Genomic DNA, 15,800 nt, shown 5'->3' with positions numbered 1-15,800 from the left:
TTGATGTGAGATCAGCTTTCCATGGCAGCAGATCGCGCAGCCGGTTTACCAGCCAGCCCTGGATATCGTCTGATACATCACGGCGTAGTATCCCTAGCAAGGTCGCGTTTTTTTTTGAGCAAACGTTCGCGTGCCTTTTCCACCGCTCTTTTTGTTCTGTATGAAAACAAAGTAGCCTGTTGCTCAGCCACACTCAGATGCATATTCTTTTCCAGCAGAGTCCATTCTTCATCACTCCAGGGACGAAAACCGACGTTGCTGTCCCGTGACTTCTTTAGCCCCAGCCTCTTTGCCATTATTCTGACGGATACTGCATTTCTTCCTGGCAGATGCTCAGTTACCGACACCCCCATCCGGGGATAGTCCGCTTTAAGAATATCGAGTTCCACTTCCCGCCAGAAACGACCACTTTGCACTCCCAGCGTCTCCGCCATTGAAAAGATCGCACTAATACTTCTTCCTGGAAGTAGTTGTGTCAGGAACCTGGCCTCTGTACCTCGGGAGTAATGTTCACGAATAATATCCATTTCAACCTCACTCCACGGTGCACTTTTCTTTTTGCGGCACCCAAGATTGTCTGCCATAAGCCTCACTGCGCCTGGTGTCCGCCCCAGTCGCACAGCAATCTCTTCGACAGGCAAGGAAGAATAGTTATTTTCCAAAAAGGTTAAATCCCCGACGGTCCACCTGGCACGGTTATTACGATAACAGACTGAATCAACCATGATTTTTTACTCGGATGTATTCTGTTTTATTTCAGCATAGCGGGCTGCCAGTTGTTTCAGATGCATCTCCAGTTGAGACCTCGCAGCGGCAGGTAAAGGTACTCCAGCAGGATTTTCTGACAATGCCCGTAGTTGCTCTTCAGCCGGTATGGACTGGTTAAAAGACTGTCGAATGGAAAATACAACGGACTTCAGTTCGCTGACCGTCATGTATTTGCCCTTCTGCTCATCAAGTCCGTTCAGGTGGTCACTCAGTTTTTGTAACGTTGTCATCCCCTGATGCCAGCCATTGAGTTGTTCTGTCGGTAATGCGGAAGAATAAAGTTGTTGCTGCCACTTTTGTACCTGAGGCTTAGCCTGTTCCGGCCACAGCATCAGAGCCTGTTCTGTAAGTTTTCGGCTGTAAGTAATATTCCAGTCAGGGGGCAATTTATCCAGTCGGGCAAGCTGCTGTTGTGTTTCTGCTATTCCTGTTTGTGATGACAGAGATTGCTGACGCAATATATCCAGCGCTTCAGGCGCGAGAGGTGCAGGGAGCGGAGCCAGTGAAGCAGCAAGCTGAGTCTGTAGCGGGTCAGACCGGTGAAGAAACTGCCAGCTCCATACCGTTGCTGCACCTACCGCCAGCATGGTACATACCCCGGCGACGAAGGATTTCCATTTTTTTACCGGGGTAAGCATAGTTGCCAGCAATTCTATGTTTGGCTGCTGTTCCGGTTGCGCGACATACACCCACTTAACCACACTGTCTGGCGTATCTTCAGCGGGACTACCAGTAAGGTTCCTCGAAGCTGCTGTCGCAGCATTCATCACGGTGGCAGGCAACACAATACCAGGCTGAATGTTCAACCCGGTGCTGGTTATGCCATCGCTGTTTTCCAGCCTGAAAGCACTGTTGTGCATCAAAGTACGCAGGGTATCGAGCTGGCTCAGATGTTTAAGCTCCAGCCGCTCCAGTATCGTCCCCAAACCGGTAAGCAATTGTTCCGCCCGGTACAGCTGACCGAGGTCGCTGTAATTTAGCGGGAGCGAGCGCATCCGTTGCTGCAGACGCTGACTCAGACTGCTGAGGATTTCCATTCGGGCATGGACTGGCTGCGGCCACAGCGCCCCCCACTGATGGCTTATCAGGGCCTCGAGTATCGCCAGCCCTTCATTGAGGCCGAACAGGCCGGCCAGTTGCGTACGCGCGAGCGTATACCAGGCTGCCGTCTGCAGCTCCACACCGTTCTGCTCAAACAGTGAAAGACAGTGTTTTTCGACATACTGCCAGTTCACATCCGGGCGAGCTGGATGAACCAGCTTACTCAGCTCATCGCGCAGGGTGGCATAATCCGCCAGCATGCGTGGGTCGCTACCGGTTTTTAATGTTTTATGCATAGTCATCCTGTTCCTCCTCCAGATCCACACCGGCAAATTTTGTCAGTTGACGACTGATGCTGTTTTCTTTGTAGCAAGTCACCAGTAGCGAACGCGTCGCGCGCGTAAAAGCTACATATAGCGCCGGGATGGCTTCCCACTCATCCTCAGCAGATTTATGAACAAAAGACGCATTGATGACGGCAACGTAAGGAAATTCAAGACCTTTACTGCTCTGGAAGGTCATGAGGTGTACAAAATCGTCGCGATATGAATAGGCTTTTTTATCCCCGGTGGTAAAGCTGATGGCAGTGGGTATCTTATGCTGCTCCAGCAATAAGATGAGCCTTTCTGCTGAATAACGTGTCGGGCACAGTACAGCCATATCTCCCCAGCGGCCTGCAACCGCGTGTTGCTCCTTAAGCCATGCCACAACACGACGGGCCTCCTCCGCTTCAGACTGGCATAATTCAATATCAGGAATATCACCCTCCTCTCCGCAGGCTTCCGGCAGCACCAGAGGGAGTTCCTGATTATGATGACTTTCAAAATAGTCACGTGAGAAGGCGTAAGCGAAATTGAGAATGCGGCAGGGATTACGATAGTTAACCCGAAGAACAGACGTGCGTCCCTGGGCCTGGATACCCACACTCGCCAGCGAAAAGTTAAGTGCTCTCTCACGTCGGTACAGTGACTGCGCATCATCGTACATCAGCAACAGTGAACGGGTTGTGTTATCAAACAGTCGGGCGATTAATGAAAGCCAGCGCTGGTCAAAATCATGTCCCTCGTCAATCAGCACGGCATCATAACCACTATCTGTCACGGCTCCATTGTTAACCGCATTTTCCAGCGCGGCAAAACAGTTATCAAAGAACAGCCCTTCCCGACTGACATTGAGTTTAAATTTTCGGACAGCATACGCACACCAGTCATGGAAATGATACACATGCACTTTACCCGACAGTCCTCTTTCAGCAATGCATTCACGGATATAGTTTGCCAGGATAATATTAAAACAGAGCACTAATACAGGACGCGTTGTCGTTTCTGAAAGATACAGACAACGGTAGAGTAAAATCAGTGTCTTGCCGGAACCCGCCACACCATGGATGACGCGGTGCCCTTCCCCGAGGTTACGGGCCAGAACCTCCTGCTGCAGGTCCATTACTCTGCGGACCGGATTACTTTTTTTCTTCGTCCGAATAGCAATCTCCGGGAACAAATGCTGGCGGAGAATATCCCTGACTACCGGAGTGACTACCGGTCTGAATCGGGTGGTAAATAATCCGGAAATTTTAGAACGAAAAGCAGATAAAGAGACAGACTCAGTCATTTCATCCTGACAAATCGTCAGTGCCCGGGGAAATATGGATTCTATTGCCCCGTCGGCTGAGAGGGAGGTCAGTTGCTGGCGGGTGATATTGGTAAAAACAACACCATAAGCCCAGGCAATATTAAGCTTACCTTTGTACAGGCCCGTATTTTGCTGCAGTTTCGACTCACGGGATAACGACTCGACGGTCGCACAGGCATATTCCCTGACCTGTACCAGCGGATTTTGTTCCTGCTTTTCTCCCTGCGCAGTAAGGAGTGTAACAGTTTGCGGGTTAATATGCTGAAGGGTGCTTAGCTTCCAGTCTTTGACTTCAAGAAAAATAAGGCCGTTTGCGGGATCGATAATAACAAAGTCAGGATGCCTGTATTCCCGCCCCACCGGAATGTCATACCAGATAAGACAGTCCTCCCCAAGATATGATTCAAGGCGCTGGGCTACACGTCGCTCCCCGTGCGTCATTCTCCCGGAACATAGCGTCAGGGACGTCATTAATTTCGCCATACAATATTATCCATTTATGTGCAGTGCATCAGCGGAGCCCTGCAATAGTTACGCTGTCAAAATTTCAGAATATGATGTTATGCGGCTTCGCTTTCTGCATATTCGAGACTCTGCAGATACTGAAGCGCCATCGGGTCAGCAATATATCCAACCTGTCCGTGGTGACACTCCACCTAATCGATAAATCTGCTGAGTTCGACCTGGGAAAACTCCTTACGCAGGTTCCAGCAGAGCAACCTTATCCAGAAACTGCTGTTTCACATCTTCCCAGTCGGCGTTATCGTGTCGAAATAACGCTGTTGTTTAAGATGTCTCAACAGGACCCGCCCTTCGGGCATAAACTCAGTACCGTAACGCACGAGGCCAATGCCCCTGAGTTCAACATCAATGGCATAACGCAACTCGCCGGGGATGTTCTGCTCCAGCAGGACTACGGTAATTTTTTTCAGACGCGGCTCATATTTGAGCAGAACAACCGACAGGGTACCCATCAGCTCATGGGCGGTACCCGGCATGCCCTGCAGTATTTTTGTCATATCCGGCAGGCCGTAATCAGGCAGATGTGCCAGCGTCCCGGCACGGCAGTTCAGAATACGCTGCATATTGTCCAGCACAGACAGGATGGTCTGGTTCTGCTCGCTGACCTGATGCAGGTCGAGCCCGCCGGTAAAGTTGCCGTAAAGCATTTCATACAGTGAAGGACGGGATGGCTCAATCATCTTTCAGCGCCTTCAGGGTCAGGCGGTTGTTACCTGCTTCAATCACCCGGGCTTTATCCGGATCAAGGTCATCACGGTTCAGTACCACCCGCCAGGTGTTGTTCTTCTGGTCCGGGGACATAAACATCCCGGCCACCGCCACGTACTGCGCACTTTCCTCCATCGGCATATCGACCGTGACCGCCCCGCCCGGTTGCAGGTGGATGTCTTTCTCCGCAACCAGGTCTGCTTTAATGGCCTGACTGTCAGTCTTAAACAGTGACGGATAGTCCGTGGTGTCGAAGGTTTTCCTGTCCTTAAGCTGGTAGATGCGCACCACCGTGGACAACGGCACGCCGCCGGCGTTGCTGTTAACGGCCTCACGGGCACGAATATCCAGATGCAGGGTCTTTATCTGCTTATAAAAAATCGATTTGGTCACGGCGACGGTGCCGTCCGTGACGCTCTGGGTCAGCCCACAGCCTGCGAGCATCAGTGTGATACCTGTGGCCAGTGCCACCAGGGGGAATTTACCAGCGGTACTCGCCATGTTCATCGGTCTCCCTGCGGTGAAGATTTTCCTGAACCCGCTCATAGCGGCCCAGATTAATGGTGATTGTTTTGGGGTGTGATGCGGTCCTGGCCGCATTCAGCGGTCGCATCACGGCAGTACGGCCCAGTTGCACCGCGCCAGCTCTGGGCTGACTGCTCATCGTCGCGTCCGGCAGCAGGCCACGGTCGACACACAGCTGCAGACGGACATCGAGCCGGGCCCCAAGATACACGTGCAGCAGCGCCATCAGGTCCGTGTGAAGCTCCCCGCCCGGTAACCAGCTCTGTGCTTCAGCCGGGTCAGAGGTAGTGAGGCGCATCAGCACCTGGCTGTTGACGTCAGTGGCATAACTGCCCATCACCGGACGGTTTGTCAGGGTGACAGGCTGGCGCACGCTCATAGCCAGGGGCTTCTTCAGCGGCACACGGCGTTTGTCGTGGTGCCAGATTTTCGCCTGCGTATTGGGTGCCAGCAGGCGCACCAGCGAGGTCATACCTTCTGCAGTACGTCCGGGCAACAACATAACCGGCAGCAGCGCCAGAAAGCGTGAGGTCGGGGTGGCAATATTTTGTGCACAGCCGTCAATGCCGAGGCCCGCCAGGCCCAGCAGGTACTGTGAGGTTTTGTCCTTCCCACCCTCTTCAAAGGTCGCCGGGTACGAGTATTTACGCCAGATGCGATAGTACTGAGCAATCAGCCGGTGGTTGAAGATGTCGAGGAAACCCGCGGTCGCTTCATACCCTTCCCGGCGTTGGGTGATGTCGTCGATATAGTGCGTCGGCAGCGGAGACTCCACGCCGTAGAGCCCCATAAAGGTGATGCGCACCGTCGGCGGCAGATACGAATGCTCAGGCGGCTCAATCCCTTTGATTTCAGACGCCGGGAAGCCCATGCCCGGATGCGGCCGGAAGCGTACCGGCTCATGACGCACCTGCCAGCTGCTGCCGATAACCGGTTTACCCGGCTGGCTCTGCTCCAGTACCTGGCAGAAGCGATAAAAGTTCATGTACGGCAGGTACTGCCGTAGCCGCACCATCAGCCGGGCAGGTGTGGACTGTGATTCTCTTTCCACCGGATGCATTTTCCTTCTGGCTGTACGATGAGGGTGAGCTGGTTAAACTGGTTCATGTCGGCATACAGCGCAAAGAACCGGTTGAGCATTTCACCGAACAGGTGAATATCCCCCTCGCCGGTGAAGCCGTTGCTGTCGAGGGTCACTTCAATATCCAGGCCCCGCAGCAGATAGCCCTGCTCAAAGCGCTGCAGGCGGTGGTGCTCCACATGCTGAATCGCCTCCAGACGGCGGGTGTTCAGTTCATCTTCCTGCCAGTTATAGAGCGCCAGCGTCCCGCGCAGCACTTCGGCGGTGCTCATCATGTTCAGGAACCCGGAACCGAGGTGGCTCAGTACCCGCCAGTGGAAACGGTCTTCCGCAGGCGGGTAAACCGGCAGCGTGGGTTTGCAGAGGTTTTTCACCGTCAGCGGCGTCTGTACCACCTGCTCACAGCGGTCAAGCAGCGTGCTCTGCAGCGCCCGGCGTGGTAACTGACCGTTGGTGCCGGTGATTTGCAGCGACACCGCTTCGCGCTCAAACAACCGGTCATCCTCCCACTGGTGACCACCGAGGATAAGCCAGGTGTCATACAGTCCGGTGACCCCGCGCTTAACGCGGGTGTGGTAATACCGTGGCGGGGCGTGACGGCGCATCATCCCGCCCTTGTGGCGGAAGCTGCTGAACGGGACGTATTCGGCATCACGGGTGCGGTTTGAGCCGGTGACCGAATCCACGGCATAAATTTCGGTGTGTCCGTCCTGCAGTCGTTTGGGGCGCAGCAGATACTCACTTTCAAGCCCGGTGATGGTGAGTGGATCAGCTTCCAGGGTGAACAGGTTAATCACCGGCACACAGTGCAGACGAACCGCGTCATCGGTGACCGGCAGGTCAGATGGCCACGGCGTGCTGAACACGACTTCGATGTCGAAATACTCTGCCCCGGCAGGCGGCGTAATGCCGTCCAGGCCGTTGAGATGGACGAACATAAACTTGTCGCGAAAGGTGAAATACTCCAGCAGCAGCTGGTAGCCACTGAAGGCGGTATCCCCTTTTGGCCACAATCCGTCTTCCTCTGCAAATCCTCCCGGCGAGAAGTACCCGTCAAGGCGAATGCGGTCGGTCTGCCCGGGCAGGCGCATGTACAGAGCTGCGTGACGCCTGGTCAGCATCAGGTGCAGCTGGCTGCTGACGGGTGCATCCGCGCCGAGATAGAGATTCAGGTGACTGAGGTCAGCATGGGACCAGTCCGCCTGCGTGCTGCAGGCAAAACGCATCCGCAGCAGCGAGCGACCGTCAGGCTCGGTGGTCATGGTCACCCCTGAGATGTTCAGCGGGTTGAGCATCACCTCGCGGGTAGTGCGGTAGCGGCAGACCGTATTCTGTGGTCCCACCGGGCGGGAGTACACTTCCAGTCCTGCGGGCATCACTTCTGCCATCTTCACCGCCTGAAGTGCAGGCGTGAACGCCACTACCGAGAGCGACGGAATGGTACGCAGGTAGTGTGGCCAGAGCATGCTGACCAGCCCTTCGGTCAGTTCCGGCAGATCGTCATCAATTTTCTCCCGCAGCCGTCCCATCGAAAAAGCAAAGCCTTCGAAAAGGCGCTCGACATAGGGATCGGGTGTGCCGGCCTTATCCAGATCCAGCATCGCGGCCCGATCCGGGTGGGTTTGGGCAAATTCTTTCGCGGCTTCACGGAGGTAGCGCATTTCCGAATCGTAATAACGCAGGGTTAAATCTTCCATTTATTCCTCATGATGAAGCTTTAGTGGCGGTGTTATTACTGTTGAAACACCAGGCTCCGAAGATGTGATTGTATCCCGCACCCAGCGCTCAAATATTTTGCCAAATTTTACGCCCAGCCAGATATTTTCAACCTCATTGACTGACAAACCAATAAAGAAAGTGATTGCAACAGAATAAATTAATAAAAACATGAAGAACTGGAATTCCTGCTTTGTATGTAAAAGCGCTTGTAGTGTACTTAGTCCGGCATAAACAAGTACTGAGATAGAAATCATGCTAAATAATGCTATCGCAACGTAAGACCACTTAACTGCTTTTTTATTTATATAAAAACCTTCTACTGGACACCGTCCGATCACCGGATTTTTCAGAAAACCATTTAGCCAAACATCCTGGGAACCAATGTTTTCCTGTGCCATACAGGCAATCAGCTGATGGCAATGCCAGACCGGAAGGTATATCCCCATTTGCTCATACAAGAACTTAATCTGAATACGAATGGCAGATTTTGATGCATCCGGACTATCACTTTCGGCCATTACCAATGCTTTTATCTTATCCAGAATATCGACTTTAGTTTCGCAAGAGATTTTATCAAAGCGATACTTCCTTGTGGGACGTGGACTTACAAAAATTTTAATTGCCCAGTCCAGTACCATTTTTACAACATATCCAATAATCGCAGTTGCGACTAATTTCAGGACACTAATATTTGCCAGTAAATCCATAGCCTTCTCCTAACCACACAAAACCGCAGCGCGAGCCGGATCAACAGCAACCAGCCCAGCCAGCAACTTTTCCATCAGTGGATTCAGGCGAACCTTATCAGCCTCACTGCGACCGGCTTTCAGGCGCAGGAGTTTCAGATGACGGGCCTGGACCTCGAATAACAGTTCAGGCTCCCACTCACTGAGGGTCACTATACGGCCACGATCACCCAGTTCTGCAAACAGGTGCACCGCCAGGTCATTTTTACCGTACTGCTCCGCAATGCGTCCCATCAGCAGGCGCAACAGCCACTGCTGGCGTGCAGTGTTGACGCCGGGGCGACGCTGCAACCAGCCCAGCGCAGTATCCGGGCCTTCGCTGTCGGCCAGTGCTACCGCTTCGGGCTCCAGTGCCAGAATGCCATCGTTGTCGACGGTCACCGGAGCGGATGGCGCGTCATTACCCCAACCGCCAACGGTGTCCAGCACGCTCTGCTGGATCCAGTTCAGCGTCACTTCATCCGCAAACGGCGTGCCGTCACTGAACGCCAGCGTCTCCAGCCCGGACAGGCGCGACAACAACCCTTTCAGATCAGCCGTGACAATGTCGGCCAGCGTCTCCTTGCCGGATTTCGTCAACGCCTGGTGGATATACCACTGCAAATCCAGCCACAGGTGATTGGCACCGCGCGAAAATGTGCTGTCGGCCGTTTCCAGCATTTCAGCCCAGTTCTGCTGCAGGTAGAGACGTTTGAGCAACGCGCGTTGATCCGCCCTTGGCGGCTCGATGCGTGTACGCCCCTGCGCATCCGGGGCCGGGATAGCCCGCAGGGTGTCATGACGCAGGCTCTTCATCAGATGGTGCGCAGCCAGCCAGCCGTCCGGCTGTTCGCGCAAATATTCGGTGAGCGTGCGGGCCTGGGCCAGCAAATCCTGACCGGACGTGATCCGCCCGATGACAGGAGCATCGCTGTGACTGGCAGACGAAGGAGGTTCGCTGGTACAGGCGTTCTGCGGTACCACCGCATCCACGCCCCCGGCTTTCTGCAGACGATTCTCCAGCGCGCCGTACAGCGCATTGAGTTCCGGACGGGTTTCATCCGGCTCATTTTCGGTAAGCCCGGCTATCAGCAGCAGCGCTCCGGTGGTTCGCATCGCCTCTTCTCTGACCACTTCCGGGTACAGGGAGAGCGAGTCGGTCATGCGTGAACCTGCCAGCCATTCCAGTGCCGCCTTACGGCTGCGGTCACGCTGCGGATACAGCTGTGGTCCAAAGCGCTCCAGCAGACCAGCCAGCAGTTCGAGTCCTTCGGCCAGCCCCTGCTCACCTTCGTGGTGCAGCTTCGCCCAGCAGTACCAGGTGGCCACCCGGATATCTTTGGCGACGGTGGTTAAAATCTTTTCTGCATGCTGGTAAATAAGCTCTGTGTTTACGCCAGAGAGCTTATTAATTTCCTCGCGTATCTGCTGGAAGTCATCGTCATAGCCCGGGTCTTCGCCAGCGGGCGATGAAGCGGACAGCGGCTGCAGCCAGCTGTCCCACTGCGCCACACGCTCCCGGGTGGCAGCAAGCAGGGAAGCCTGCTTGCTCTGGCAGGCACTGAGTAAGGTATTGAGTGTGCTCATCAGTAGACCTCCTCTGCATCACTGCCTGCACTGGCGACCTGGTCTGACACTGCCACGCCAGTAGTACTAAAGATGGTCTCCGGCAGACGGAAGTTACGCAGCTTCAGCAGCGCCAGCGGGCCTTCGCCGGCTTCGGTACGCAGGGTGTAATTGAGCGTATGACCGTCCTGTGCTTTCCAGCTCAGGCTGTAACTGCTGCTCGTACCCGGGTAAGCACTGACCGCGGCCTTATCGAGCAGACGAATCAGACCCCAGCTACCCGGAATATCGGCGTACTGGCGGGTGCCCGCCTGCGTGCTAATCCAGCTCAGGTTCGCACCCGGAGCCTCAGTATCTGCAGGCCAGGTGAAGCGCTTCCACGCCGGCAGCTGGTTCACATACGTCAACTTCTGGCTGTCGATAATCATGTCGGTCTGCATCACACCCTCGGCAGTGCCCGGACGCAGTTCGAAGTTCATGCCGGCGTTGCCTTCGGTGAAGGCCACATCCGAGATATGACTCAGGGTGTTGATGGCGTTCAGGAACGCCGGATTAAAGGCCAGCCCCTGCGAGTTGATGCTGTCCGGCACCCAGTGGTTGCCCTCTTTGTGCAGCACCCCTTTCAGGCGGGTCTGCAGGAACTGCGCAATACGCCCGGAATCCGCGTTAAGGTATTTGGCCAGCAGCGGAAGAGAAACATCACTGCTGGCGTTGTTGAACGGATAACGGCCACCAAAGGCACTGTTCCACTCAGCCACCACCGCCTGCTGCCACTGAGCATTGAGGCTGTCGGCCGCCGGGGCCAGCACCTGCTGCCAGGCCTGCTCCATCGGGTTCACAAACACCGTGCGCCCAAAGCCGCTCCACTCCTGCCCCAGCCCGGCGGCAATCAGGCTGCCGTAGTCCCGGGTGTCGGTGAGGTCAATCGCCTTGCCCTCGAACACCGTCTGAGCCAGGGTCCGGGTCATAGCCTGCGGGTCTGCAGCATTGGTCACCTGCTGCAGACGCAGACGGACCTGTGTCACGCGGGTCAGAAACGACTGCAGACTTTGCTCCTGTGCTCCTGTGCGGTTCTTGTCCATCAGTGCCAGTACCGGGCCAAAGGTCGCATCCAGCGGGCCGTGAACGCCGGCACTCTGGTCAATGGCATCCCGGTTATCACCCCCGAGCAGGTTTTTGGCCGATTTCACCAGCGAATCTGAAATCGCCTCACCGGTCTGCCCGGTGCGCCCCTGCACGTTCAGGGTGTTCATCAGTGCCACCAGAGGTGACTGACGCACGTCGGCCATCAGGGTCAGCTGGTCGATGGAATCCGACAGTGTGGTGGCCCGGTTCCAGCGCAGGCTGTTGAGAAACTCAAGCCATGCGCCGCCAAAGTCAGCGAAGTAGCGTTCCATCAGGCGTTTTTTCAGCGCTTCCGGCGAGGTCTCGTCCTGTTTATTCACCTGACGCTTGCTGTCAGTCAGCACCCAGTCGAGCTCGTCCCGACGCGCTTTCACCACTTTCTCGATAGCGGGCTGCACGGCCTGCTCCCAGGCCTGGCGGGTGAACATGCCCGGCACGATTTCCGTGGTGCTGAACAGACGGGATGCATCGGTATCGCCGGTCATGTCTTCGAGGCGCATATCGACGTACAGGTGCGCCACCTGAGAGAGCATATTCTGGTACAGGGTTGATTCGCTGTTACGTACGCCCATCAGGCGAACCAGCAGGGAACGCGCCTGGCTGACCATGTTCTCATCTGCCCGCAATTTCCACTCAGGGTGCGCAACCAGCTGCGCGCCATAGAACGACAGCAGTGACGGGGCTACGCCCTGCCAGACACCGTCTTTCACGCCATCACGTTTTGGCCAGTCGCGCAGCAGCGACGAACTGAACCAGGCGGCGTCCATGTGTTCCGGACGGGCCAGCATCAGGTAGAGCTTGAGCTGGTCCCAGGTGGCTTTTGCCATCTGCTCACGCAGCGGGCTGCCCGGCGGCAGCGCGTTAAAGGCGATGATCTGCTTTTGAAGATGGTCTGCGGCCGAATCCCGCAACAGCGGCAGCGCGCTGTCCTGATAGCGTGGCCAGAGTGCCGTCAGCAGGGCATTATTCTGGCTCAGCCCGGCCTTCTCGTACCAGGGAACACCGTGCTCAGCGCGGTACTGCAGACGGGCCAGCGTTTTCTGGAGTTCAGACAGCGCGTGCAGGCGCTGCTCCAGTGGCTGATTTTGGCGGGCGGCAAGTGAGGCCTGAGCATTCGCGCCGTCAATCTGGCTTCGGTTGGTGACATACGCGATGCTCATCCATGCAGCCTGGCCCACCATCGCCAGGGCGACGACAGACGCAAACACTTTGCGCCATGGAATGCCCGGTTTGCGCGGACGCAGTCCGGCAGGAAGCGTCCGGACAGACTCCGGCAGAACATCCCAGCGCTTATCCATACCCCAGTGGTGTGTCACGGCACGTTCAGCGCCGGCAGAGGGCTGACTGAACACCACACCGGCTAGCGGCAGCGGGCGGTACGGATTGAGCATCACCGACAGCGGCGCAGTCACGCTCTGTGGCTCGCGAATGAGCTGGTCAGCCAGCGTCAGCAGGAAGTTATGTTTCACCTCGCCGCAGGTCTGCTGCAGACCCTGTGACGTCAAATCCGGCGTCAGGGCGGAGAGTTGTTCCGCCAGCCCTTCGGTACGACACCCGGCAGGCAACAGACAACCTGCCGCCTGCGTAATGCGCCCTTCCGGCTGACCGGCGCGCGGGTGCAGGGACCAGACATACAGCGGGAGCTGCCAGCCAAGCTTATCCATACGCGTGCTGATGGCATGGGACAGGGAATCCATGGTGCTTTCAGAGGGCACCGGCAATGGCGGCTCCAGCCCTGGTGCTGAGAGCTGGTCAAAGGCCGAGGTGACCCACACCAGACCATCCGCCGGACGGCGGCGAAGTTTGCGCAACGCGGTCAACCAGGCGCTGTCTGCTGGCGTATTGAGGTCACCGCCCCACAGCAACAGCGTGCCACGGTCTTCCTGCCAGAGCTGAGTCGTAAGGCCCGGAGTCAACTGCTCCACGTCAGCAACAGTACCCGTTATCAGCAGAATGCGCGTTTTACGGCCCCAGCGCCGACCGTAGAGGTTACGCATGGCGTCACGGATGGTGTCGACGGTAACGTTACGAGGGGCACTCTGCTCAACACGCCCTTCATCGACAGGCAGAACATTTTTACGTTTTGCCTGAAAGCGATGCCAGCCCTGTTTAATGGCAAGCGTAATGGTTTTGCCATGGCGCAACAGCATCAATGAAATCAGGGCACCGGCAATAACCAACCCTTTAAGTAACGGGGTATGCAGCCCCATTTGATCGCCAAAGTGCCAGATTAACGAGGCAATCCCGCCTGCTAAAAGCGCGGAGAAACCCAGTCTTCCCCAGCCTCCGCGCCATGCTGAATCACCCGTGGTCATCGTTTCGGTTCCCTGTGTGCACTGTATTAATAAATTTCTGCTCACCATCTGTAGAAAGCATCAGACAGTCTACTTTTTGTATATTCACGATATCGCTGACTACTGCGGTCATTATCCATGGAGAAAAGGGGCCGCTGAGCCCGGCATATTTTTCCAACCAGTGGAGCTGTTCAGGTTTCCAGTGACCACCATAATCTTGTGCCGCTTCGAGCAAATCAGAAAATGCATTACCCCATTCCACTTTGTCGCCGACAATACTGGCGGTGGCACAGGCCTGAGTTTGTGTCGAGAAAAATGTATCCAGCGATTTTTCTGAAATCGCCATATCAAGAGCCATTGGACGCAAAAGACGCGCGTTAAGCGAAAGATCATATTTTGTGGCGACATCGTCGGAGGTCAACAGCAGGGCTACGAGCGCATCACTGTACACATCACGGCCCTGTGTCTGGTGAATCAGGATTAAATCCACTTCCAGCGTCGGTGATTTAATTCGCTCATCCAGTGAGAGGAAGGTCTTTGACGTAAGAATTGTCAGCTGTGGAACAGGGCGATCCAGAATGGCTGTCTGCCAGGCCTGCGCGAATGCATCCTGCAATACCAGTATGTCATCGTGAGAATCTGTCAGTAGCGTGACAGCTGGTACTAAATCTAAAGGCAACTTTGCCAGTACAGGACTTAACCCGGTCAACAGAACTGAAAAATGAGCCTCATGATCTTGCAGACAAACTCGTTGGGTCAGAGATGTGCTCTGCTCAAGCGTTGGCGGAGCAGTAATTAAATTTTGAGGTGTCAGATTTGCAGGCAGCATTACACCACTATGTAATACTGCGATATTGCGTCCAGACCACTCCATCCACTGTTGTTGCGCATACTCTGCCTCATTGGCTTCAAATTCGTGTCTGTCAAATGCATTGTTATAGAGCCAGCCACGCAGACACACAAAGAAAAACCAGACAACTGCAGGGCACGCCGTGACAACCCAAAGATTAAATGTTTGAAGTGGGCCTGCCAATTTATTGGCATGCAGGACAAACAGCAGTACACAACCGACCAGCGCGAAAACCCCCAACATCATCCACAGGAGGAATGAAGGTTCTTCAGGCTTAGTCGATATTGTTGATTTCTGACGCTCCCAGCTCATTACTTATCCTATTACACAATCCGGTGCACTGGAGATCACCTGACAACCGCACTCACAGTGGCAACCATCCACAACCACGGCTTTACCGTCAGAGGTCCATTCAGGCGATCCTTCAATAATGGCATTAATGCCATGCCCCTCTTTTGGGCAGCTGACTTTATCGCCTACGAGGGCAACCTTCTTGCCATTTACTACCATTGTTGATGAGGCAGAAATAACCTGGCCGCCGTGCGTGGTGTTATCACCAATTAATACAAAGCCTTTAGACATACGAAACTCCATTTTTTGACTTCCACATATTCATATCTTTATGCAGATAAAACATTATTTCTCTGTTTTAATTTCTTTTAACTTTTCACATGCATTAGAATCACCTGCAGAGCAGCTTTTTTGGAATAGCGGAATAGCCTTATTTTGATCTTTAGTTACCCCTTTACCATCAAAGTACATCGTTCCCAAATGATTCATGGCTGAAGGTTCGCCTTGTTTAACGGCAAGCTCAAGAAAATTTTTGGCTTTAGCATAATCCACAGCGACGCCCTTACCATTAAGATATGCGTAACCTAAATACATCTGAGCTTTATCGTTGTTGTTTTTCGCAGCCTTCTCATACCAATAATTGGCCTTTTCGTAACTCTGAGAGGTTTCTTCGCCAGAATAATACATATCGCCTAAATCGACCTGAGCATCCGTGTTTCCGAGTTCAGCAGCGACCTGATAGAGTTCAAATGCTTTCTTCATATCCTTCGGAACACCCATGCCCAAACGATAAACATTAGCCATTGAGTTTGCATCGTCTGCTTTAGTCGTTGATGCTGGGTCTATAGTGATAGTTTCAGCGAAGCATGCGGCGGAGATAAAAAACAATAATAAGCAAGGAACTAGTTTCATAATGTACCTTTAATAAATAACATAGAGGTTGTTACCTGTGA

General features: G+C 54.4%; 13 protein-coding genes and 1 pseudogene. All 14 read right to left on the bottom strand.

Going from position 1 to position 15,800, the window contains the following annotated elements; translation table 11 throughout:
- Window positions 1-77: 77 nt before the first annotated feature.
- Window positions 78-662: a hypothetical protein gene (locus tag CNE01S_RS14060; protein WP_255212417.1), complete on the bottom strand. Its 585-nt coding sequence runs from the start codon at window positions 660-662 to the stop codon at window positions 78-80.
- A gap of 69 nt (window positions 663-731) precedes the next feature.
- Complete coding sequence (locus CNE01S_RS14055) at window positions 732-2,111, bottom strand: VasL domain-containing protein (RefSeq protein ID WP_061276926.1); 1,380 nt, start codon at window positions 2,109-2,111, stop codon at window positions 732-734.
- Window positions 2,098-3,924 (bottom strand): NERD domain-containing protein, encoded by a 1,827-nt coding sequence (locus CNE01S_RS14050; protein ID WP_061276925.1) that lies wholly within the window; start codon window positions 3,922-3,924, stop codon window positions 2,098-2,100. The genes CNE01S_RS14055 and CNE01S_RS14050 overlap by 14 nt, the downstream gene beginning before the upstream one ends.
- Window positions 3,925-4,001: 77 nt before the next feature.
- Window positions 4,002-4,148 (bottom strand): annotated as a pseudogene (locus tag CNE01S_RS25740) (GIY-YIG nuclease family protein); the annotation flags it as partial.
- Between the two features lie 33 nt (window positions 4,149-4,181).
- Window positions 4,182-4,643: a type VI secretion system baseplate subunit TssE gene (tssE, locus tag CNE01S_RS14045; RefSeq protein WP_061276924.1), complete on the bottom strand. Its 462-nt coding sequence runs from the start codon at window positions 4,641-4,643 to the stop codon at window positions 4,182-4,184.
- A complete protein-coding gene (gene tssJ, locus CNE01S_RS14040) occupies window positions 4,636-5,172 on the bottom strand; it encodes a type VI secretion system lipoprotein TssJ (protein ID WP_096754212.1) in 537 nt (178 codons plus the stop codon). The genes tssE and tssJ overlap by 8 nt, the downstream gene beginning before the upstream one ends.
- A complete protein-coding gene (gene tssG / locus CNE01S_RS14035; protein ID WP_061276920.1) occupies window positions 5,153-6,256 on the bottom strand; it encodes a type VI secretion system baseplate subunit TssG in 1,104 nt (367 codons plus the stop codon). The genes tssJ and tssG overlap by 20 nt, the downstream gene beginning before the upstream one ends.
- Entirely contained in the window at window positions 6,211-7,974 is a 1,764-nt protein-coding gene (gene tssF, locus CNE01S_RS14030) for a type VI secretion system baseplate subunit TssF (RefSeq protein ID WP_061276918.1), read from the bottom strand. The genes tssG and tssF overlap by 46 nt, the downstream gene beginning before the upstream one ends.
- On the bottom strand, window positions 7,975-8,703 hold the full coding sequence (locus CNE01S_RS14025; protein ID WP_061276916.1) for a hypothetical protein: 729 nt from the start codon (window positions 8,701-8,703) through the stop codon (window positions 7,975-7,977).
- A gap of 9 nt (window positions 8,704-8,712) precedes the next feature.
- A complete protein-coding gene (gene tssA, locus CNE01S_RS14020; RefSeq protein ID WP_061276915.1) occupies window positions 8,713-10,308 on the bottom strand; it encodes a type VI secretion system protein TssA in 1,596 nt (531 codons plus the stop codon).
- The gene (locus CNE01S_RS14015; RefSeq protein WP_061276913.1) at window positions 10,308-13,727 is read right to left on the bottom strand and encodes an ImcF-related family protein; all 3,420 of its coding nucleotides are present in this window, start codon (window positions 13,725-13,727) and stop codon (window positions 10,308-10,310) included. The genes tssA and CNE01S_RS14015 overlap by 1 nt, the downstream gene beginning before the upstream one ends.
- Complete coding sequence (locus CNE01S_RS14010) at window positions 13,714-14,868, bottom strand: KPHS_23130 family T6SS system protein (protein ID WP_061276911.1); 1,155 nt, start codon at window positions 14,866-14,868, stop codon at window positions 13,714-13,716. The genes CNE01S_RS14015 and CNE01S_RS14010 overlap by 14 nt, the downstream gene beginning before the upstream one ends.
- Before the next feature lie 3 nt (window positions 14,869-14,871).
- The gene (locus CNE01S_RS14005; RefSeq protein ID WP_061276910.1) at window positions 14,872-15,138 is read right to left on the bottom strand and encodes a PAAR domain-containing protein; all 267 of its coding nucleotides are present in this window, start codon (window positions 15,136-15,138) and stop codon (window positions 14,872-14,874) included.
- A gap of 54 nt (window positions 15,139-15,192) precedes the next feature.
- Window positions 15,193-15,759, bottom strand: coding sequence for a tetratricopeptide repeat protein (locus tag CNE01S_RS14000; protein ID WP_096754163.1), 567 nt, complete (start codon window positions 15,757-15,759; stop codon window positions 15,193-15,195).
- Window positions 15,760-15,800 lie beyond the last annotated feature (41 nt).

Source organism: Cedecea neteri NBRC 105707 = ATCC 33855 (assembly GCF_001571265.1).
Taxonomy (GTDB): Bacteria; Pseudomonadota; Gammaproteobacteria; order Enterobacterales; family Enterobacteriaceae; genus Cedecea; species Cedecea neteri.
This window is presented reverse-complemented; position numbering and strand designations above follow the sequence as displayed.